General features: G+C 57.8%; 13 protein-coding genes. 5 read left to right on the top strand and 8 right to left on the bottom strand.

Features of this window, described 5'->3' with window-relative positions; all coding sequences use genetic code 11:
- Positions 1–262: 262 nt before the first annotated feature.
- Positions 263–1,012: an IS5 family transposase gene (locus AC4ANK_RS08320; RefSeq protein ID WP_460382697.1), complete on the bottom strand. Its 750-nt coding sequence runs from the start codon at positions 1,010–1,012 to the stop codon at positions 263–265.
- 136 nt (positions 1,013–1,148) lie between these two features.
- Positions 1,149–1,463: a hypothetical protein gene (locus AC4ANK_RS08315; RefSeq protein ID WP_002554784.1), complete on the bottom strand. Its 315-nt coding sequence runs from the start codon at positions 1,461–1,463 to the stop codon at positions 1,149–1,151.
- 67 nt (positions 1,464–1,530) lie between these two features.
- Here AC4ANK_RS08315 and AC4ANK_RS08310 point away from each other — a divergent pair, with 67 nt between their 5' ends.
- From AC4ANK_RS08310 to AC4ANK_RS08295, 4 genes are all read left to right on the top strand, one after another.
- Entirely contained in the window at positions 1,531–2,454 is a 924-nt protein-coding gene (locus AC4ANK_RS08310; protein ID WP_002554785.1) for a LysR family transcriptional regulator, read from the top strand.
- A 13-nt stretch (positions 2,455–2,467) separates the two neighbouring features.
- Positions 2,468–3,256: an alpha/beta fold hydrolase gene (locus AC4ANK_RS08305; protein WP_002554786.1), complete on the top strand. Its 789-nt coding sequence runs from the start codon at positions 2,468–2,470 to the stop codon at positions 3,254–3,256.
- 139 nt (positions 3,257–3,395) lie between these two features.
- A complete protein-coding gene (locus AC4ANK_RS08300; RefSeq protein ID WP_002554787.1) occupies positions 3,396–3,959 on the top strand; it encodes a peptidylprolyl isomerase A in 564 nt (187 codons plus the stop codon).
- A 102-nt stretch (positions 3,960–4,061) separates the two neighbouring features.
- On the top strand, positions 4,062–5,894 hold the full coding sequence (locus tag AC4ANK_RS08295) for an ABC transporter ATP-binding protein (protein WP_460383179.1): 1,833 nt from the start codon (positions 4,062–4,064) through the stop codon (positions 5,892–5,894).
- Between the two features lie 187 nt (positions 5,895–6,081).
- Here the strand turns inward: AC4ANK_RS08295 and AC4ANK_RS08290 are convergent, their stop codons facing one another.
- The 6 genes from AC4ANK_RS08290 to fadD2 all read right to left on the bottom strand — a co-directional run bounded on the left by AC4ANK_RS08290 (position 6,082) and on the right by fadD2 (position 21,638).
- The gene (locus AC4ANK_RS08290; RefSeq protein ID WP_002554789.1) at positions 6,082–7,209 is read right to left on the bottom strand and encodes a GNAT family N-acetyltransferase; all 1,128 of its coding nucleotides are present in this window, start codon (positions 7,207–7,209) and stop codon (positions 6,082–6,084) included.
- 40 nt (positions 7,210–7,249) lie between these two features.
- Positions 7,250–12,142 (bottom strand): NEL-type E3 ubiquitin ligase domain-containing protein, encoded by a 4,893-nt coding sequence (locus AC4ANK_RS08285; protein WP_095178740.1) that lies wholly within the window; start codon positions 12,140–12,142, stop codon positions 7,250–7,252.
- A 120-nt stretch (positions 12,143–12,262) separates the two neighbouring features.
- Positions 12,263–13,384 (bottom strand): beta-ketoacyl-ACP synthase III, encoded by a 1,122-nt coding sequence (locus AC4ANK_RS08280; protein WP_460383182.1) that lies wholly within the window; start codon positions 13,382–13,384, stop codon positions 12,263–12,265.
- A gap of 241 nt (positions 13,385–13,625) precedes the next feature.
- The gene (gene hrpA, locus AC4ANK_RS08275; protein WP_002554793.1) at positions 13,626–17,537 is read right to left on the bottom strand and encodes an ATP-dependent RNA helicase HrpA; all 3,912 of its coding nucleotides are present in this window, start codon (positions 17,535–17,537) and stop codon (positions 13,626–13,628) included.
- Positions 17,538–17,904: 367 nt separating this feature from the next.
- Positions 17,905–19,596 carry a long-chain-fatty-acid--CoA ligase FadD1 gene (gene fadD1 / locus AC4ANK_RS08270; RefSeq protein ID WP_460383184.1) on the bottom strand — a complete coding sequence of 564 codons (1,692 nt, stop codon included), beginning with the start codon at positions 19,594–19,596 and terminating at the stop codon, positions 17,905–17,907.
- Between the two features lie 353 nt (positions 19,597–19,949).
- Entirely contained in the window at positions 19,950–21,638 is a 1,689-nt protein-coding gene (fadD2, locus tag AC4ANK_RS08265; protein WP_460383186.1) for a long-chain-fatty-acid--CoA ligase FadD2, read from the bottom strand.
- Positions 21,639–22,006: 368 nt separating this feature from the next.
- Here fadD2 and AC4ANK_RS08260 point away from each other — a divergent pair, with 368 nt between their 5' ends.
- Entirely contained in the window at positions 22,007–22,477 is a 471-nt protein-coding gene (locus AC4ANK_RS08260) for a MaoC family dehydratase (RefSeq protein WP_002554796.1), read from the top strand.
- Positions 22,478–22,482 lie beyond the last annotated feature (5 nt).

The raw sequence follows: 22,482 nt of genomic DNA, 5'->3' as shown, positions 1-22,482 counted from the left end.
TTGCACAAGTCCTGAAAGCCCGGAACAAGGAGCTTTCAGGCTTCTGCCCCAAGGACGTGGGAGCGAAGCGGCGACGCTTCGCCTGTTCGCGAAGACGGTATTTCAGCCGATGCATTTTCGGCGATCATACCGGCCCTTTCGCAAACAAGTTCGCTCCCACAGTCTTCGGCCACAATTGCGTATAACGCAACGGGGGACCCCGTTATAAAATCGATTTATCGATTAAAAACTTCAAGCCCCTCGCCTAGGGTCTGTTCCCGTTTCACATTGGCAGCCACAGAAAAGCGCAGGCCATTGCTATGACGCTTTCATAGTTTCTCTTGAGTTTGTCGAACCGAGAAGCCGCCGCCCGGAAATGCTTCAACCGGGCAAAGGCGTTTTCTACGAGATGTCGATTGCGATATAACCCTTTGTCCAGATCTGCGTTCCCTTTCAGAGAATTGCGCTTTCGTGGAATCACCACTTTGCTGCCTTGCTGCTCGACCTGAGCGCGTATCGCTTCAGTGTCGTAGCCCTTGTCCGCAATGATCACTTCTGCATTGGGCATCTTGGCAATCAACGAGGCCGCCTGCGAACAATCATTGGTCTGGCCTCCGGTCACGTCAAATGCAATGGGCAGCCCACAAGCGTCTACAGCCAGGTGAATCTTGCTGGTGTTACCGGCTCGGCTTTTTCCGATGGCCTGGTCCTGCGTGCTGGCAGCACCTGCACTGTGCTGATGAGCCTTTACATAGCTGCCATCAATGAAAACCCACTCCATGTCAGGATCGGTCATCAGCACCTCAAGCACCTTGACCCACTTGCCTGAAGCAGACCAGGCATTGAACCGCTTGTAGACCTTGCTCCAGTTTCCAAACGCTTTCGGCAGGTCTCGCCAAGGGCAACCCACACGCATGCGGTACAGCATGCCTTCAACCGTGGTGCGCAAATCTCGCTTGTTGTAGATCGATTCGTGCAGCAAAATTTCTCGAAGCTTCGGCCAGTGCTCATCACTGAGCATTAATCGGGGCATTGCAGGCTCGTATTGGTGTTGTGTGAGAACTCCAACAATACGGGCCTGTTCTCATAGAGATCAATGGGTTACGTCGAAACGGGAACAGACCCTAACCCATCCATAAATTTGTTTTATCCATAAGAGCGCTCTACTCTCAGGCTGGCTGGCAGGTGAGCCTGATTCGCAACTTGATGATGCTGCGATTGAACGTGGATGAAGCGTCGACACTCTGACCTGCGCCAACCTGCATACGCCGGGTTCGCGGCGCCTCTGGCCCGTTGACGAACACCACCGAACATTTGGCGTCTACATCCCCGTAGTTGCTGACGGTGATTGACCCGATGTTGTGATAAACGTCGTGCGTCACGTAATCGATCTTCACGCCCTGATACTGCTTTTCGACCTCGATGGGGTACGCAAAAGCCGTCACAGGCAACATGACCAGCAGTACACAGCACAGTCGATTCATTCGGCGATCTCCGAAGCGGGATTGTCAGAGTAGAACAAATAGCCAGCACATTAAGAGGAATTACAGCATGAAAGCGCCCCGCGTGACTCTCGACCAGTGGCGCACATTACAAGCCGTAGTCGACCACGGTGGCTTTGCTCAGGCCGCCGAGGCGCTGCACAGGTCGCAGTCATCGGTGAGTTACACCGTGGCGCGCATGCAGGAACAACTCGGCGTGCCGCTGTTACGCATTGACGGACGCAAGGCTGTGCTGACCGACGCCGGTGGCGTACTGCTGCGCCGTTCACGGCAACTGGTCAAACAGGCCAGCCAACTGGAAGACCTCGCCCACCATATGGAACAGGGCTGGGAGGCAGAAGTGCGGCTGGTGATTGATGCGGCCTATCCTTCGGCACGCCTGGTCAGGGCGTTGACCGCGTTCATGCCGCAAAGCCGAGGCTGCCGGGTGCGGTTGCGTGAAGAAGTGCTTTCGGGTGTCGAGGAGGTGTTGCTGGAAGGCGTCGCGGACCTGGCCATCAGCGGCTACAGCATTGCCGGGCATCTGGGCACCGAGATGAGCTCCGTCGAGTTCGTCGCCGTCGCTCATCCGGACCACGCCCTGCACCAGGCCAATCGCGAACTGACCTTTCAGGACCTGGAAAGTCAGCTGCAAGTGGTGATTCGCGACTCAGGCAGACAGCAACCACGGGATTTCGGCTGGCTGGGCGCGGAGCAGCGCTGGACGGTCGGCAGCCTCGGTACAGCCGCCACCTTCGTCAGCAATGGCCTGGGTTTCGCCTGGCTGCCTCGCCACATGATCGAGCGTGAACTGCGCGAGGGGCTGCTCAAGCCGCTGCGCCTGGACAAGGGCGGCAGCCGCAACCCGACCTTCTATCTTTACTCCAGCAAGGACAGGTCGCTGGGCCCGGCCACGCAAATTCTCATCGATCTGATCCGCACGTTCGACACCGCACCACTGACCACGGCACTCACTGCTCCCCAACACGCCTGACAGGAGTAGGCACATGGCTTTTTTCGAACACGACGACTGTTCGCTGCACTATGAAGAGTATGGTCTGGGCGACCCCGTCCTGTTGTTACATGGCCTGGGTTCCAGCTGTCAGGACTGGGAATATCAGATCCCGGCACTGGCCAGTCAATACCGCGTCATCGTCATGGACATGCGTGGCCATGGTCGCTCGGACAAACCCTACGGGCGCTACAGCATTCAGGCCATGAGCAATGACGTGGAGGCGTTGATTGAACACCTTCGTCTGGGTCCGGTACACCTGATCGGCCTGTCGATGGGCGGGATGATCGGCTTTCAGTTGGCGGTCGATCAACCGCACCTGCTCACGAGCCTGTGCATCGTCAACAGCGCGCCACAGGTCAAGGTCAGAAGCGCAGGCGACCTTTGGCAATTGGCCAGACGCTGGACCCTGTCACGCATCGTCAGCATGCGTACTCTGGGCGAGGCGCTGGGCAAGCTGTTGTTTCCAAAGCCGGAGCAGGCCGACCTGCGGCGCAAGATGGCCGAGCGTTGGGGCAAGAACGACAAGCGCGCCTATCTGGCCAGTTTCGATGCCATTGTCGGCTGGGGCGTGGAAAACAAACTGGGGCGCATTACCTGCCCGACGCTGATCATCGCAGCCGAACACGATTACACACCGGTCTCGCTCAAGGAGGCTTACGTCAAACGCCTGCCCAATGCGCGGCTGCTGGTCATCAAAGACTCCCGGCATGCCACGCCACTCGACCAGCCCGAGCAATTCAATCGCACGCTGCTGGAATTCATGGCCAGCATCGGAGTCTGAAAACCTTGTGCAGCCCAATAGGTGCGCTGGCTGATGGCATGAAGCCGCGCAAACCCTCTAACACGCTGGGCAAAGAACGCCAAACGTGGTTACCTTGCCGGCCACAGTCGATATCTCTTACCGAAGGACCTGTTGCCACATGCTGAAAAAAATCGCCCTCACCGCCTGCTCCGTATTGTTCGCCGCCAACCTGATGGCTGCCCCGGATAAAGCCACGCACGTGGTACTCGATACCAGCTTCGGCCAGATTGAAATCGAACTCGCAGACACCAAGGCACCGGTCAGCACCCAGAACTTTCTGGGTTACGTCGACAGCGGCTTCTACAGCAACACCATTTTTCACCGAGTGATTCCGGGCTTCATGGTGCAAGGTGGCGGTTTCACCCAGCAACTGGTTCAGAAGCCGACCAAGGACCCGATCAAGAACGAAGCACAGAACGGTTTGCACAACGTGCGTGGCACCATTGCCATGGCCCGTACTTCGGACGTTAACTCGGCTACCAGTCAATTCTTCATCAACACCAACGACAATGCCATGCTCGACAACGGCACACGTGACTTCGGTTACGCGGTGTTCGGTAAAGTCGTCAAGGGTATGGACGTGGTCGACAACATCGTCAACGCCCGCACCACTACTTCGAAAGGCATGCAAAACGTGCCAATCGACCCGATCCTGATCAAGTCCGCCAAACGCGTCGACTAAGCAGGAAACCTGCACCGCATAAAGCCTTCGGGCTTTGTGCGGGCTGGACGGGAGAGCCTCCACTTATCAAGGAGAACCCACGTCGCGTGGGTGTGATAGCCAATGCTTTATCGTCGTTTTGAAAAACTGATCGATATCTTCAAAGACGCCCCTACCCCTGCCCCTCCCAACACCGTCTTCGCGTTTTACATGTATTACCTGCGTCAGGTATGGCCGACGTTTCTCGCGCTTCTGGTCGTGGGACTGATCGGTGCGCTGATCGAGGTGTCGCTGTTCAACTACCTGAGCCGCATCATCGACCTGGCGCAAACCACGCCGCCCAAGGATTTTTTCAGCGTTCATGGCCCGGAACTGATCTGGATGGTGGTGGTGGCCCTGCTGCTGCGCCCGATCTTCGTCGGCCTGCACGACCTGCTGGTGCATCAGACCATCAGCCCCGGCATGACCAACCTGATTCGTTGGCAAAACCACAGCTACGTGCTCAAACAGAGCGTCAACTTCTTCCAGAACGATTTCGCCGGGCGTATCGCCCAGCGCATCATGCAGACCGGCAACTCGCTGCGCGACTCGGCGGTGCAATCGGTGGATGCGCTGTGGCACGTACTGATCTACGCGATCAGCGCCATGGTACTGTTCGCCGAGGCCGACTGGCGCCTGATGATCCCGCTGGGCACCTGGATCGTGGCGTTCATACTCTCGCTGATGTACTTCGTCCCCAGGGTCAAACAACGCTCGGTGGAGTCGTCCGATGCGCGCTCCAGACTCATGGGCCGGATAGTCGACGGCTACACCAACATCACCACATTAAAACTGTTCGCGCACACCAATCATGAGCAACAGTATGCGCGTGAAGCGATGCGTGACCAGACCGAGCAAAGCCAGCTGGCTGGCCGTGTCGTCACGTCGATGGACACCACCATAACCACCATGAACGGCGTGCTGATTGTTACCACCACCGGGCTGGCCCTGTGGTTGTGGACCCAGTCGATGATCTCGGTGGGTGCCATCGCGCTGGCCACAGGCCTGGTGATTCGTATCGTCAATATGTCCGGCTGGATCATGTGGGTGGTCAATGGCATTTTCGAGAACATCGGCACCGTGCAGGACGGCCTGGAGAGCATCTCGCAGCCTGTCACGGTGAATGACCAGCCCGGCGCCCTGCCGCTGAAGATCGAAAACGGCGGCGTCCGGTTCGATGGCGTTGATTTCCATTACGGCAATGGCAACGGGATCATTCATAACCTCAATCTGGACATCAAACCGGGCGAGAAAATAGGTTTGATCGGGCCTTCAGGCGCAGGTAAGTCGACGCTGGTGAACCTGCTGCTGCGCATGTATGACGTTCAAGGCGGCAGGATCCTGATCGACGGTCAGGATATTTCTGAAATCACCCAGGAAAGCCTGCGTGCGCAGATTGGCATGATCACCCAGGACACGTCGCTGCTGCACCGTTCGATTCGCGAAAACCTGCTGTATGGCAATCCTGACGCCACTGACGAACAGCTTTGGGAATCGATCCGCAAGGCCCGTGCCGAAGAGTTCATCCCGCAGTTGTCGGACTCCGAAGGCCGCACCGGTTTTGATGCCCATGTGGGAGAGCGCGGCGTCAAGCTGTCCGGCGGTCAGCGCCAGCGAATCGCGATCACCCGTGTACTGCTCAAGGACGCACCGATCCTGATCATGGACGAAGCCACCTCTGCACTTGATTCGGAAGTTGAAGCAGCCATTCAGGAAAGCCTGGAAACCTTGATGCAAGGCAAGACCGTCATCGCCATCGCGCACCGCTTGTCGACCATCGCCCGTATGGATCGTCTGGTGGTACTGGAAAAAGGCCAGATCGCCGAAACCGGCACCCACGCCGAACTGCTGGCCCGCGGCGGGCTGTATGCGCGGTTGTGGCAGCATCAGACGGGTGGGTTTGTAGGGGTGGATTGAGTATGGGGAGATTGCTGGCCTCTTCGCGAGCAAGCTCGCTCCCACAGGATCTTCAGAGGCCAGTGATCTACCCGCTGCCATGTATACCCATGACTATCGTGCCAATGCTCCGCGTTGGCATGCATTTCGTGACGCTCCGCGTCACAAGTCTCGCGCCGATGCTCCACGCGGGAAGGCATATCCTCCGCTACTCCGTCTGCCGGTACGGCAACGCACTCCTCGCCTCATCGGCATACGCCAGTACACCGACGCGTTCCTGCTCGAGAAACTCACTGACCGCGTCTTTCAACCCTGGGTGCATCAGGTAATGCCATGACCGGGTGATCTGCGGTTCGAAGCCACGAATCAATTTATGCTCACCTTGAGCGCCGGCATCGAATCGTTGCAGACCATGGGCGATGGCGTAGTCCATGCCCTGATAGAAACAGGTCTCGAAGTGCAGTCGGTCAAACTCGGCCAGGCAACCCCAGTAGCGCCCGTAGAAACTATCGTCACCGATCAGGCTGAAAGCCATCGCCACAGGCCGTGAGCCCTGCAAGGCGATGACCACGCGGATCGATTCGGGCATACGCTCGGCCAGCAGACTGAAAAATTCGCGTGTCAGGTATGGCGCCTGCCCGCGAATTTCGTAGGTATTGGAATAGCAGGCGTAGACGAAGTCCCACAGCACTTCGCTCATCTGCGCGCCTTCGAGCCATTCAAACTCGATGCCCTGCCCCGCCACCTGTTCACGCTCCTTGCGCATCTGCTTGCGCTTGCGCGAACTCAATGCGTCCAGAAAGTCCTGAAAGTCGCGGTAACCCCGGTTATGCCAATGAAACTGACAACCAAAGCGCTGCAACCAGCCCGGTTGCGATTCAAGCAAGGCATCGGCAGCCGGGTCGGTGAAATTCACATGGGCGCTCGACAGCCCCTCGCTCTGCAGATAGGCCGGCAGCTCGCTGAGCAACTCCATGCCGCCTTGAGGCGTTGCCGACAGGATGCGTGAGCCGCCAACCGGGCTGAACGGCACCGCGACCAACAGTTTGGGGTAATAGGCGATTCCGGCGCGACGGCAGGCGTCTGCCCAGGCGTGATCGAACACATATTCGCCGTACGAGTGCCACTTCCGGTAGGCCGGCAATGCCGCAACCAGTTGATCGTTTTCGTAGTGCAGCACATGTTCGGCACGCCAACCGGAGCGTGGCCCGAGGCTGCCGCTGTCTTCCAGCGCGCTGAGAAAGGCATGCCGCAGGAACGGCTGATTGCCCGGCACCAGTGCGTCCCATTGAGCAGGGGCAACGGTGCTTAGGTTGTCGATAACGTGAACGGGCATGCAGATTCCCCGGATTGTCAGGCGTTATGGAGAGTATCCCTTATTGAGGCCCTGCGTTCACAGCGTCCGAAAGCTGTATGGAAAGTTTGATCGCACACGCCTTGATCGCACGCATGCGTTGCTTGGTGATCTGTTTTACCCGGTCAAGGTATTGTTGATCGGATTGCATATCCGGCGACAGCTCATCCAGAACGGCGAGACGCTCAGCAAAAGGGCGCTTTACCGGCTCAAACTCGTGGGCGTAGCGGATTTCCAAATAATCCATCCAGAACTCCCTGGCAATCAGTGACTCGAAAAACGCAGGAGTACTTTCACGCGCAATTATCTCGCGGTAGGCGGAATCCAGATCGGCGTCACTCACCCCCGCCAAAGTCCTGAACAGCATGGATCTGGACCGGCTGGCCAATCCAAGCCGTACCTGCAAACCCGTTCGATAGGCCAGTCGTACTTCGGCTTCATCTACCGTTTTATTGCTTTTCATCCGAAGAGCAATATCGCGACGGGCAATTTTTTCCACCTCATCGAGACGGTCGAGACTGCGGGTCATCTTGAACAGCTCCAGTGGCCGTGCGGCTTCCGGCGTGGATGACGTAATCGCGAACACCCCAACGCGAACTTCCATGTCCCCGAATATTAACGCCAGACCATCGCCACAGGTTTGAGGATGGGCGGCAAGATCAAACAATTGCCGACGCAGCTCCCCATTTTCAGCAGCCGCTTCCATCATCGTCCAGACCCGTGTCGTGAGCGCTTTACGATCGTTGAAAAAGTCTGCTGAAGTGGTCAGGTCGCTCAGCACCTGAAAAAAATCCGTAGAACCGGAACAGTCCTGCACATTATGCCAAAGCTCTGTCCGTGCAGCCAGTTGCTCACCACTCGCACTGCCAAGCCAGGTCTTAAGGGCAGGCGTTTCCTGATGCAACAAGCGGTTATGGCTGATACCCAAACGGGACTGATACCGTTGCTCACGCAGCACTCTGATCCGTTCATGCGTCTGCACACTCAGCGGATTACCATTCAAATGTATATTCAGACGATTATCGCTGAGGGAGCGATCAATAAGGGCGAGCGCCTGGGTAGTTATGTCCGAGATATGGTTGTCACGAAGGTCGAGAAGCATCAGATCAGAACTGCGCCAGTTCCACTCTGGCACCCTTTCAATACCTGTAGAACGTAAAAAAAGCATGCGCAGTGCGTTGAGCGGACTCAGCCGCGTGCTCCGCCCAAGCGAGCAAAAACTGAGGTCCAGAACTTCCAGTCGGCTCAGATTGCGCAAACCGGCGTTGCACTGGTCGGTCCAGACCAACGGGTTGTGTCTGAGTGACAACTCTCTGAGTCGAGTCATCCGCCCTATCGACTCTGGCAGGGATTGCAGCGCATTGAAATCCAGGCTCAATGAATGCAGGTTGCTGAAATGCTTAAGTAATACATCAGCCTGTGAATGGGTAAGCCGCATGTTTCGAGCGTTTAAAACCGCCACATGACTGAAGTCAGCCAATACCTGCGGCATGTTTCCTATCCGTAGACCCTCCAGATCAAGCGAATACCCCAAAAACTCACCCTGATAGTTTCTGCAGTGAGCGCTCAGGCGCCTCCAGCAATTGCGAATTCGCAACGCCGCGATTGCCCTCGGTCTAAGCAGTGACGAGGGCTCAGCTTGCAGTACCCAATTGTCCAGGCCGGTTTGCAAAGTGCTCAGTTCCTGAGCGAGGCCTTGCAGCCTTTGTCGAACAAAGTTCGTCAATTGCGAGGCAGAACCTGTGTGCTCTGCACGCAGAGCCTGAAGAAACGTCGTAACCTGCTCTTCGGAAAAATCCGGATACAGGCTTTTTACCGCAAGCTCTGGCGAGTGGCTGGGCGCACCAATCCCAAGCCTGCGGAAGAGGCCACGCAAACGTCCGCTCAGGGGGTAACCCACACGGCCATCGTGCAGTCGTTGCGGCCATTTGATGCCAGGCTTGATCGGCTGCAACTGCAGGATTTCCGCTATCCGGTCACGTCTGTCAGATGCGATACGACACAAAAGACTGCGCAGGTGCTGCTCATCCGCATTCACTGGCAATTCGATGTTGACACGCACGTCATCAGGAAGCGCGTTCAGCAGAGCACTGAAAAAGCTCTGACCAGCCTCACCTATAGACTCACCCAACTGATTGAAGGGCTGAAATACCTCTTCGGTTCTGATCAGAACCCGATGCACGACAGTCGTCTGGTCACTTTCAAGGCTCGCGATCTCATCGCCCTCCAGCGTGTCTTTCAGCAGATCGATTGAAACGTCGCCACGCCAGCCCTGCGTGTACGGCAACATGCCAAGCCCAGTCGCACAGGTGTCCGGATTACCCGACGAGCGTCGGTAGAAGCCTTCGATGGCCCTGTTTATTCGCAGTTGCTGCTGATACTCACGAGCATGCTCGGCAAGCTCAAGAGGGATACGTTTTTCCGAGATCATCCGTGCGGTGTCTGCATCGCTCGCCATCTCGATGAGTTCCAAAGCGATGCTGTCCGACACACTGCTGAAATCGCGTTGAATCAGCTTGACCAGCGGCTCACTGCTGCGGTTGTGCAGTGCATAAACCTCGTCAAGCAACGGCCCCATGTGAAGTTGCGCACAGTCGGCCAGATAACGTTTGAAACCTTGAACCTGCGAAGTTTTATCTGCACCGCTGGTTCCCGTCAGATGACTGACTTCATCGGGTGTCAGCCCTTCCAGCAATTGGCCGAGCGCCTGCGTGAGGTCTTCTGTCACGCCCACGACACTCGATGAAAATGTCATATGCGCCCCCACGTTCCAGGCGTCGATCATGGTTCCGTCTGCGTCTAACACTAACAACCCTCGGCTCTTGTGCCAGTGCGGCGACGACACCAGCAGCTTCATCCATGGCTCGATATGAGTGACAGGCACTGGCGAGGACTCTTCTGCCTTGAGGGCGTCTATGCAGGCTTGCAAGCCCCGCTCGATTTCCATGCGCTGGATGGCATCTCTCAGAAGAGCTGGAAGCGGGTGACTTTCGACATGTATCTGACGCAACAACGCCTCGTTGCTGCCCGTAATGCTCAAGACCCGCGAGATCTCTTCTTCGGTGAACGCATCACACGTCACATTAAGCCGCCTGAACGCTGTGACTTCATCCCAGCCCATGGGGTTTTCCCACTCGTGACGCCAGGCACCGGCCCCGTTGTGCTCAAGCTTAGGCGAGTAGGCGTGCTGATCCTGCGGGTGCCTGATACGCCAGTTTTTTCCGGTTGCGTCTGCTTCAACGCGGTACAGCTTGCCGTTCATTGGCAGCCACGTCTTGCTGTCGAATTCGTAAAGCCCCAGCGGATTGGCACGCAAACCGTCAGGCACCGTAACCGTATCCGCATAACCGCCAACAGTCGGCTTTCCAAGACGAACCGATCCATCCACCCTCTTCTGCACCAGGCTTTCGATAAACATCGACGGTTCCAGCCGATCGAGCGCGCCAATGACGCTGCCCACCACCACTGTCTGAGCGACGTTTTCGGCGATGTTATAAACATGTTGCATGGCCTCTTCCACTTCCCCGTGCGTCCAGTCTTCGTAGGCAACGAACGCTTCGCGGACAATCTGATAGAGAGCAACCACGGCCATGACTTCACCCAGCACAGGCACAAAGAGCCCGGCCGCATTGAGTATGTCCATGCCACTGTTTTTCAGGTTGTCGATCAGCGCATCCCTGGCTAGCTGATCAGCCTGCGCAGACGGCACCGCTATGGTCCGTGAATCAACGTAGGTTTTGGCCAGCAGGTGGTCGTAAAGCAACTCGAACGGGGGCTTGGAAAATGGCTGCGCCTGCAACACCAGGTCGGCATTGACGTCCAGCGTGTGTTCCTGGACCGGGTAGAGCCGCGATTTCAGCTTCGCAAAAAACTCCGGACTTTGGCCAAGGCTGACGAAGCGGCTGAAATAGCGCCTGTAACTGTCACTGTCGAGCGCTGCCACGAGGCTGTCGTTGAAAGCCCGGAGTGACGCGAACTGTTTGAGCGGGTGTGACGGCTCTGAAGGCATATAGACAAGACAAGGCTCACTGTCAGGGTCAGCAATATCCTGCTGAATCAGCAAAGCCCCGTGTAACAGGCAGCCCGAAAAAGCGTAGGTATCGAGCATATGCAACTGACAATAGCGCAACCCCCTGCCCCCCCATTGCGCATGGACGTCGGGCTTCACTACGCTCAACAGCATCTGGTAAGCGGCTTCGCTGATATCGCCCTTCATCATGGCAATGTGCGCAAGCACCTCGACAGAATCGCGCTCACCGTCGATAAAAACAGTGGCAACCGCTTTCGCAGCGCCTGGCGTGGAAGGCTTGAATACACTGTCCAGATGCGCCTGATACTGGCCACCAAGATCCAGTTCATGACAAAAATCAGCGAATTGCTCAAGGTCGATATCAAGACGGTCCTTGTATTCCACCTTGTACCTGCGCTGAGCACTGTCGATAAGCCAGTAACGCAGGCCTCCAGTACGAAGTATTGCCGAGTACGGATCGAAGCGGCTTCGGTTACTGGAGGCGAAGTTCTGCAAGGCGGCCTGCAACAGCGTCTGTTCAAGGGGATTCGGCTTCCAGGAACCGTCATAACGCCAAGTCATCAGTTGAAAGGCTTCGACATCCAAGGGAAGTTCGAAGCGTTCGAAAAACGCTTGCGTCAGCAGAGGCGCTGCGAATGCTTGTGCTGATAAAAGACGATTGCGAACGGGCCCAAGCGCATGCGTGGAACGCAGGGTTTTCTGATGACTGGCGTGCAGTGCCTGGCGCAAGGTCGCCGGGGCGTTCAAATACCAGTCAGGCAGGCTGCCTCTGATGAATCCGGCATTTGGATGCTCAACGTCGAATGGCGCAGAGTCGAGTTGTCGTGAGGAAGGCAGGGAACCAGGCGAGGCTGGCGTTCCAGACGTGGTGTAGGCGGTAAACATGATCGATACCCGTGATGGCTTCGTAAAAAGCCAACACAATAAAGATCCGCCGGGGTGCAGGTTACATAACGGGATATGACAGGCAGCGTCTGATATGCAGACGCTGCCCATAAAGCGCTATCAGCGCTTGCGCAGAATCACGCTGCCAATCGAGTAACCGGCACCGAACGAGCTGAGCACGGCGAGCGCGCCCTCGGGCAAGTCATCCTGATAGGTATGAAACGCAATGACCGAGCCTGCCGAGCTGGTGTTACCGTACGTGTCGAGAATCACCGGCGCTTCCTCTACGGTGGCATCACGACCCAGCAGCTTCTTGACGATCAACTGGTTCATGCTCAGGTTGGCCTGATGCAGCCAGAATCGTTTGACGTCAGTGATGTTGATACCGTTGTCCTGCAAATGCGCCGCGACCAGCTCGGCGACCATCGGGCACACCTCGCGGAACACCTTGCGGCCTTCCTGCACGAACAGCTTGTCCGGCGCATTCTGGCCCTCGTCCGAGGTACGGTTGAGGAAACCGAAATTGTTGCGGATGTTGTTGGAGAATTTGGTCAACAAACGAGTACTGACGATATCGAATTGGTAAGGCGAGGTGGCGAGATCCGCGCGCTCGACCACAACGGCTGTGGCCCCGTCGCCAAAAATGAAATGGCTGTCACGGTCACGGAAATTAAGGTGCGCGGTGCAGATTTCCGGACTGATCACCAGCAAGGCGCGGGCCTGCCCCAATTGCACGCTGTTGCAGGCTGCCTGAATGCCGAAGGTGGCCGAAGAACAGGCCACGTTCATGTCGAAACCATAGCCCGCGACACCCAGCGCTTCCTGAATCTCAATGGAAATCGCCGGATAGGCGCGCTGCAAGTTGGAGCAGGCAACGATTACACCGTCGATATCGGCAGCGGTTTTGCCTGCACGTTGCAAAGCCTGCTCGGCCGCAGCAACCCCCATCTGGCAGAGGATCGACCATTCATCATTGCCGCGCTCCGGCAGGTTGGGCTTCATGCGCTGCGGGTCGAGAATGCTTTGCTTGTCCATGACAAAGCGGCTTTTGATGCCCGATGCTTTTTCGATGAACGCGGCGCTGGATTCACTGAGTGCTTCCACTTCACCACGTTCGATAGCCGCTGCGTTGTCGCTGTTGAACTGTGCGACATAGGCATTGAAAGACTGCACCAGCTCTTCGTTGGAGATGCTGTTGGCCGGGGTAAACAGGCCTGTGCCACTGATGACGAAGTTGTGCACGGTCGTTCCTCTCTTATTGAGTTGCAGGTAAACACCTGCTCAGGCACGGTGTTCGGAGGCCCTCTGTTTTTGGGACCAACGTACCAGTGCGACTGTAAAAGCTGCCCGCAACAGAGAGCAGCATTTCATGACACGGTGAAGACAGGCGCGGAGTGTGCCACAGAGCCCGGTTTTGGCGCTATCGGGCCAATGAATATAGGCCTGATAGCGACAATTGACTGTGCTGAAGGCCGACGCAGGATCAGCCCTCCACCTGACTCCACTGCTTGCTCAACCGTTTGTCCGACACCGGCATTTTGGTGCCTAACTGCTGAGCGAACAGCGACACGCGATACTCCTCCATCCACCAGCGATACAGCGCCAGTTCCGGGTCGCGCTTGCCTTCCTGGGCGTGCTTGTCGGCACGTGTCTGGTATTGCGTCCACAGGCCTGCCAGCTCGATGCTCCACACCCGGTCTTTCTGCACCTGACCTGGCAGTTTTTCCAGACGCATCTCGATAGCCTTCAGGTAGCGCGGCAGTTCCTTGAGCCACACCGCCGGGGTTTCACGCACGAAACCGGGGTACACCAGTTTGCTCAGTTGCGCCTTGATATCGTTGAGGGCAACCGCCTGCGACAGGTCAATCTTGCCTTTGAAGCGCTTTTGCAGTCCGTGCCACAGCTTGAGAATCTCCAGCGTCAGCTTCGCCAGCCGTTCGGCGTGTTCGGTCCAGTCGGCGCGCTTGCGCTCAGCCAGCGACAACAGGCCGGCACCGTCGCGCGGCAACTTGGCTTCACCTTCCAGCACGCAACTGTCGAGGCTGGCCAGCAGGATGTCCTCTATCAACGCATCGATGCGGCCAAGCTCGCGGTGCAACAAGGCCAGCTCGGTCTGCCCCGGCAGTTTGTTACGCAGGAACTTCGCCGGTTCAGCCAGCTGTTGCAGCAACAAACGCTGCAAAGCACGGCGATGCTGATATTCAGCTTCGGCCTGCGTGGAGAACCGGCCTTCCTTGACCGCTCCGCCCTCTTCGACCAACGCGGGATAAACCGTCATCGACAACCCGGCGATGTTCTGCTGAGTCTTTTGCGCCACCGCAGCAAAGGCCTTGGCCTGCACCGGCTGCTGGCTTTTCGCGGTTTGAGGTACGGCCAGTGCGGCCTGGCTCGCCTCGGCAAAGCGCGCCGTCAGCTCGGCCAGATCACGACCCTCACCGAGAAACTTGCCGCTGCCATCGACGATTTCCAGGTTCATCTTCAGGTGGCCTTCAAGCTGCTGCGCGGCTTCAGCCCAGCCCTCTTCGCTGACCCGCACGCCGGTCATGCGCAGAAGCTCACGCCCCAGCGCCTGGGGCAATGAGCCCTCGCCGAAGGTAATACGTTGCAACGCGGCCTTGATGAAATCCGGGACCGGCACGAAGTTCTTGCGCACCGCTTTGGGCAGGTTGCGCACCAGCGCAATGCTCTTGGTCTCGAGCAAGCCCGGCACCAGCCACTCCAGGCGCTCGGCAGGCAGCGACAGCAACAGGGGCGCAGGGACGCGCAAGGTCACGCCGTCACGTGGGTGGTTGGGCTCGAAGTGGTAACTCAGCGACAGACTGAGGTCGCCCAGGTGCAAGGTATCCGGATACTGCGCGGCGGTAACTTCACTGGCCTCGCGGGCCAGCACATCCTCTTCGCGCATGATCAGCAGTTGCGGGTTCTTCTGGCTTTCAGTCTTGTACCAACTGTCGAACGTGGCCGTCTGATGAATCTCGGCCGGGATTCGCGCTTCATAGAAGCTGAACAAGGTGTCTTCGTCAGCCAGAATATCGCGACGTCGAGCCTTGGCCTCCAGCTCATCGAGCTGCTCCAGCAGGCGGGTATTGGCACTCAGGCATTTGGCCCGCGACAGGATGTCACCGCGCACCAGACCTTCGCGAATGAACAGCTCGCGCGACACCACCGGGTCAATCGGCCCGTAATGCACCGGACGGCGACCAACCACGATCAGGCCGAACAGCGTAATCTGCTCGAACGCTACGACCTGCCCGCGCTTCTTCTCCCAGTGCGGCTCGAAATGATTTTTCTTGATCAGGTGGCCAGCCAGCGGCTCGATCCAGTCCGAATCGATCTTGGCCACCATGCGCGCGTACAGCTTGGTGGTTTCCACCAGCTCAGCGGTCATCAACCACTGCGGGCGCTTCTTGCCGAGCCCGGAAGACGGGTGAATCCAGAAGCGCCGCTGCCGTGCGCCAAGGTAGTCACCCTCGTCGGCCTTTTGCCCGATCTGACTCAGCAGACCAGAAAGAATGGCCTTGTGGAATTTCGGGTAATCGGCCGGTTCCTTGTTGACCGTCAGTTGCAGATCGCGGCAGATCAGGCTCAGCTGTCGATGGGAATCACGCCACTCGCGCAGGCGCAGGTAATTCAGGAAATTGCGCCTGCACCAGTTACGCAGCGGGCTGGCCGTCAGGGTCTGGCGCTGCTCTTCAAAACCGCGCCACAGATTGACCAGCCCGGCGAAGTCCGAGTCGGCGTCTTTCCATTGCGCATGGGCCTGATCAGCCGCCTGCTGACGCTCGGGTGGACGCTCACGCACATCCTGCACGGACATGGCACTGGCCACGATCAAGACTTCCTGCAGGCTGCCCTGCTTCGCAGCTTCCAGAAGCATGCGACCCATGCGCGGATCCACTGGCAGGCGCGCCAGTTGACGGCCCAGCGGGGTCAGCTGATTTTCGCGATTGACTGCCGACAGCTCCTGCAACAGGTTGAAGCCGTCGCTGATCGCCTTGCCATCCGGCGGCTCGATGAACGGGAAATCGGTGATCTCACCCAGACGCAGGTGCAGCATCTGCAGGATGACCGCTGCCAGGTTGGTGCGCAGTATCTCGGGGTCGGTGAATTCAGGTCGACCGTTGAAATCCTCTTCGCTGTACAGACGCACGCACAAACCGGGCTCGACGCGCCCGCAACGGCCTTTGCGCTGGTTGGCGCTGGCCTGCGACACGGCTTCGATCGGCAGGCGCTGGACCTTGGCGCGATAGCTATAGCGGCTGATGCGTGCAGTACCGGTATCGATCACATAGCGGATGCCCGGCACGGTCAGCGAGGTTTCGGCCACGTTGGTGGCCAGCACCACACGACGACCCGGATGGGACTGAAAGATACGCTGCTGTTCGGCAGGCGAAAGGCGTGCGTACAGCGGCAGAATTTCGGTGTGCCTGAGCTGCGCCTTGCGCAGTACCTCGGCGGCATCGCGAATCTCGCGTTCGCCGGGCAGAAACACCAGCACGTCGCCCGGGCTCTTGCGCTCGCTACGCTCAAAGGACGCCAGCTCATCCAGCGTGGCCAGAATGGCCTGATCGACTGTCAGGTCTTCTTCGACGCTGTTGCCTTCCTCGTCCTGCTCGCTGGTCAGCGGGCGGTACCAGAGGTCGACAGGGAAGGTACGCCCGGACACTTCGATCACCGGCGCATCGTTGAAGTGCTCGGAAAAGCGCTGCAGGTCGATGGTCGCGGAGGTGATGATGACTTTCAGGTCCGGACGACGCGGCAGCAGGGTTTTCAGGTAACCCAGCAGGAAGTCGATGTTCAGGCTGCGTTCGTGGGCTTCGTCGACGATGATCGTGTCGTAGCGCTCAAGAAAGCGATCATGCTGGGTTTCGGCCAGCAGAATACCGTCGGTCATCAGTTTGATCAGCGTGTTGCTGTCGCTCTGATCTTCAAAGCGCACCTGATAACCGACCAGCGCGCCCAGCGGTGTGCCCAGCTCATCGGCCACCCGGCTGGCCACGCTGCGTGCGGCGATCCGGCGCGGCTGGGTATGGCCGATCAGACCGTGCTGGCCGCGACCGATTTCCAGGCAGATTTTCGGCAATTGGGTGGTCTTGCCGGAGCCGGTTTCACCGGCAATGATCAGCACCTGATGCTTGAGCAAGGCCTCCTTGATCTCATCGCGTTTGGCGGCGATGGGCAGGTTGTCGTCATAACGGATCGTCGGCACGCTCTCACGCCGCGCCGTCACCTGCGCACAGGAGGCTTGAACCCGCGCTACCCACTGCGCCAGCTTCGCCTCGTCAGGCTTTTTGCGCAGGTCATGCAACTGACGGCGCAGGCGATGACGTTCGCTGATCATCGCTTGGTCGAGGTTTTTCAGAAGTTGGTCGATAGAGGGCGATTCGTCGGTCATCAGGCGCGCAGGGTCTTTTTTCAAATGGCAGGTGCGGATTGTCGCAGATTGTGGCGGGTCGTGACGAATGGCCTGAATGCCAGGCTATCCATCGCGGTCATGGTTTGCCGGCAGCACTGCTCAATTACAACAAAGTATGAGGTACGAAATACCGGACGCTCCGCGTCCTTTTTGCGACGCAGAGCGTCGAGACCTGCATTCCCACGCTGGAGCGTGCGGAACGATAATCTCAACTATCGTGCGGCGCTCCGCGTTGCATGCCTTTAGGGACGCTCCACGTCCTCATTGCGACGCAGAGCGTCGAGACCTGCATTCCCACGCTGGAGCGTGCGGAACGATAATCTCAACTATCGTGCGGCGCTCCGCCCTACTTCTTCACGCCCAGCTTCTTCAATTCCTCATCACGCAGCTCGCGACGCAGGATCTTGCCGACGTTGGTAGTGGGCAGAACCTCCCGGAATTCCACGCTACGCGGCACCTTGTAGCCGGTCAGGTTGGCGCGCATGTGCTCCATGACCTGTTCCTTGGTGAGGGTAACGCCCGGTTTGGCCACGACGAAAACCTTGATGGTTTCGCCTGACTTCTCGTCCGGCACGCCGATCGCCGCGCATTGCAACACGCCCGGGAGCGTGGCCAGCACGTCTTCCAGTTCGTTGGGGTATACGTTGAAACCGGAGATCAGAATCATGTCTTTCTTGCGATCGACAATCCGGATGTAGCCATCGGGCTGGATGATTGCGATGTCACCGGTCTTGAGCCAGCCATCACTGTCGAGCATTTCATCGGTGGCTTCCTGGCGCTTCCAGTAGCCTTTCATGACCTGAGGGCCCTTGATGCACAACTCGCCGGTTTCACCGGACGCCAGCTCGTTGCCAGCATCGTCGATAACCTTGCACAGCGTCGACGGCACAGGAATACCGATAGTGCCCATCTGCACGTCTTTAGCGGGATTGACCGTAGCCACCGGGCTGGTCTCGGTCATGCCATAGCCTTCGCAGACCTGGCAGCCAGTGACCTGCTTCCAGCGTTCGGCAGCGGACTGCTGCAGGGCCATGCCGCCGGACAGGGTAACTTTCAACGCCGAAAAGTCGAGGTTGCGGAAACCCTCGTTATTGCACAGGGCCACAAACAGCGTGTTAAGGCCGACAAAGCCGCTGAACTTCCATTTCGAAAGCTCCTTGACCATGGCCGGCAGGTCACGAGGGTTGCTGATCAGGATGTTGTGATTGCCAAGCAGCATCATCGCCATGCAATGAAAGGTGAAGGCATAGATGTGATACAGCGGCAGCGGCGTGATGATGATTTCACAGCCTTCGCCCAGATTTGACGCCATCAGCGCGCGGCATTGCAGCATGTTGGCGATCAGGTTGCGGTGCGTCAGCATTGCCCCCTTGGCCACCCCGGTGGTGCCGCCGGTGTACTGCAGCACGGCAACATCGGCGCTGCCGGGCGACACGTCGGTCACTGGCTGACCACGGCCCTTGCCAAGCACATCGTTGAATTTGATGGCCTTGGGCAAGTGATAGGCCGGGACCATCTTCTTCACGTACTTGATGACGCTATTGATCAGCAAGCGCTTGAACGGCGACAGCATGTCGGCCACTTCGGTGACAATCACCTGCCTGATCTGCGTCTTGGGTACGACCTTCTCGGCCAGATGGGCCATGTTTGCCAGACACACCAGCGCCTTGGCACCGGAGTCGTTGAACTGGTGTTCCATTTCCCGCGCGGTGTACAGCGGGTTGGTGTTGACCACGATCAGCCCGGCGCGAATCGCACCGAAGACGGCAATCGGGTACTGCAATACGTTGGGTAGCTGCACGGCGATACGGTCACCCGGCTGCAGGTCGGTATGTTGCTGAATCCAGGCGGCAAACGCGCCGGACAGCTCATACAGCTCGCCGTAGGTGATGGTCTTGCCCAGGTTGCTGAACGCCGGCTTGTCGGCGAAGCGCTGGCAGGACTGCTTCAGGACCGCCTGGACGTTAGGGTACTCGTCGGGGTTGATATCGGCAGGGATACCGGACGGGTACTTGTCCTTCCAGAAGTTATCAATCATTCAGTCGGCTCCGTAGCGATAGCGAATTCTTCACATCGCCTGAAGCGATGATTTTCTTGTGCTTGGAATTATGCAGTAGACGCTTTTTCGCTTTATGACTGATCAAAAAGCGCGCCGAGAGTAGCAGCTTTGCCAAAGGCCGACTAGAGGCAGAAGCAGGCCACACAGTCACGAATACGACCAGAAACCAATAAACAGTCACTTTAAATTCATTTAATAAATTTTCATCATCACGCCGAAAGTACCGAAACAGAGCGGCCAATCAATATAATCGCCTGTTTCCGAAAAAAACTGACCCCGTTTACAGCGTTCTGCAAACGGGGCCAGGTACACACATGGAGACGATTAAAGGGTCAGGCGATGTCCCGAAGCTCGCGTCGCAGAATCTTGCCCACCGGAGTCATCGGCAATGAATCACGCAGAACGATCTGTCTGGGCACCTTGTAGCCGGTGAAATTCTCTTTGCAGAAGGCCTTGAGCTCTTCAATGCTCAGCTGCGGGTCTCGCGCCACCACGAACAGCTTCACGGCCTCCCCCGAGCGCTCGTCCGGCACGCCGATACAGGCGCAGTTGGCGACTTTCGGATGGGCCATGACCACGTCTTCGATTTCATTGGGGTAGACGTTGAAGCCGGACACGATGATCAAGTCTTTCTTGCGGTCGACGATACTGACGAACCCGTCAGCGCCAATCACGGCAATGTCACCGGTCTTGAACCAGCCTGCGGCGTCCAGGCATTCGGCCGTGGCATCAGGCTGGTTCCAGTAGCCTTTCATGACCTGCGGCCCCTTGATACACAGCTCGCCACGCTCGCCGAAAGGCAACTCGATGCCATCGTCATTAATGACTTTCATCGCGGTGCCGGGCACGGGCATGCCCACGGTTCCCAGGCGTGCCAGGGCGCCATAGGGATTGGCGCTGGCGACAGGCGACGTCTCGGTCAGGCCGTAACCTTCGACGATCGTGCAGCCGGTGATCTGCGCCCAGCGCTCGGCCGTGGCCTTGACCAGTGCAGTGCCACCGGAGTTGGTGCTTTTCAGCGCCGAGAAATCCAGATTCTTGAATTCCGGGTGGTTCATGAGCGCCACGAACAGCGTGTTGAGGCCGATCATGGCAGTGAAGCGCCACTTGCCCAGCTCCTTGATGAAGCCGCCGATATCGCGAGGGTTGGTGATCAGGATGTTGTGATTGCCGCTGATCATCATGCACATGCAGTTCGCCGTGAACGCATAGATGTGATAGAGCGGCAACGGCGCAATCATCACCTCCTTGCCCTCTTCAAACAGCGATCCGCCTTGCGGTCCTTGCTGGCGCATGCAGGCATAGACTTGCTGCATGTTGGCGACCAGATTGCCATGGGCGAGCATCGCGCCTTTGGCCAGCCCCGTGGTGCCACCGGTGTATTGCAGAACGGCAACATCCTGCAGACCTCGCGGTACGACCTGCATGCGGCTCTCGCGCCCCAGGCGCAGCGCGCGCTTGAAGCCGACGGCCTGAGGCAGATGGAATTCGGGGACCATCTTCTTGACCTTGTCGACAAGGGTATTGACCAGCCAGCCCTTGGCCGCCGACTGCATGTCGCCCATTTTTACTTCGATCAGGTATTCGATGGCCGTGTCCGGCAGCACTTCCTGCACCAGCTTGCCGAACAGGTTGAGGTAAACCAGCGCTCTGGCACCAGAGTCCTTGAATTGATGGCGCATCTCGCGTGCGGTGTACAACGGGTTGGTGTTGACCACCGTCAGACCGGCGCGCATCGCACCGAATACGGCGATCGGATATTGCAGGATATTGGGCATCTGTACGGCAATGCGATCACCCGGCACCAGTTGAGTATGCTGCTGTAGATACGCGGCGAAGGCGGCGGAGTGACGCTCGAGTTCCGCGTAAGTCAGCGTCACGCCCATGTTGCTGAACGCAGGCCGGTCGGCGAATTTCCTGCAGCAGCGCTCGAACACCTCGACGACCGATTGGTAGGTTTGCAGATCCACCTCGGCGTCGACACCCGCCGGACGCTTGTCATCCCAGAAGTCAGCTTGCATTATTTTTATCCTTTTTCCCTGCATGGGTCTGGGCGGACGTTAGCAGTTAAAGTGTCTCAGGCAAATGATCGTCCGGGCCTCATCAGCAGCATGAATCTTGTCTCTGTTCAGACTGAAATCTGTCGTCGGCGATACACTGCTCACGGCAATCGGGCTGGTAAAGATACTTGCCCGATCGCTCAGTAGCCGTATTCACATGGCGTTTGCTTATTATTTGCCTTGAATGTGATCCGGGGAGCGCCAGCAAGCGTCTGAATGATCTTGTCCGCGCATTGGCGGCGACAGGTCATCAAGTGTTACAAATCAAGGCCAGGTCGGATTGCACGAACCGGCACGCTTCAATTCATTTTTATTGTCAGGACAGCCACATGACTCAAGTCACCAACACGCCTTACGAAGCTCTTGAAGTCGGTCAGACCGCCAGCTACAGCAAGACAGTGGAAGAGCGTGACATTCAACTGTTCGCCGCCATGTCCGGAGACCACAACCCGGTCCACCTGGACGCCGAATACGCCTCCAAGACCATGTTCAAGGAGCGTATTGCCCACGGCATGTTCAGCGGCGCACTGATCAGTGCGGCGGTTGCATGCAAGTTGCCTGGCCCTGGCACCATCTATATCGGTCAGCAGATGACCTTCCAGAAGCCGGTGAAACTGGGCGATACCCTGACTGTGCGCCTGGAAATCCTGGAAAAACTGCCGAAATTCCGCGTGCGCATCGCCACCCGTGTTTTCAATCAGAACGATGAGCTGGTTGTAGACGGCGAAGCCGAGATTCTCGCCCCGCGCAAGCAGCAGACCGTCGACCTGACCGTATTGCCCGAGATCACTTTCGGCTGATACCC

The sequence above is a fragment of the Pseudomonas sp. Pmew2 genome, from assembly GCF_058129885.1.
This window is presented reverse-complemented; position numbering and strand designations above follow the sequence as displayed.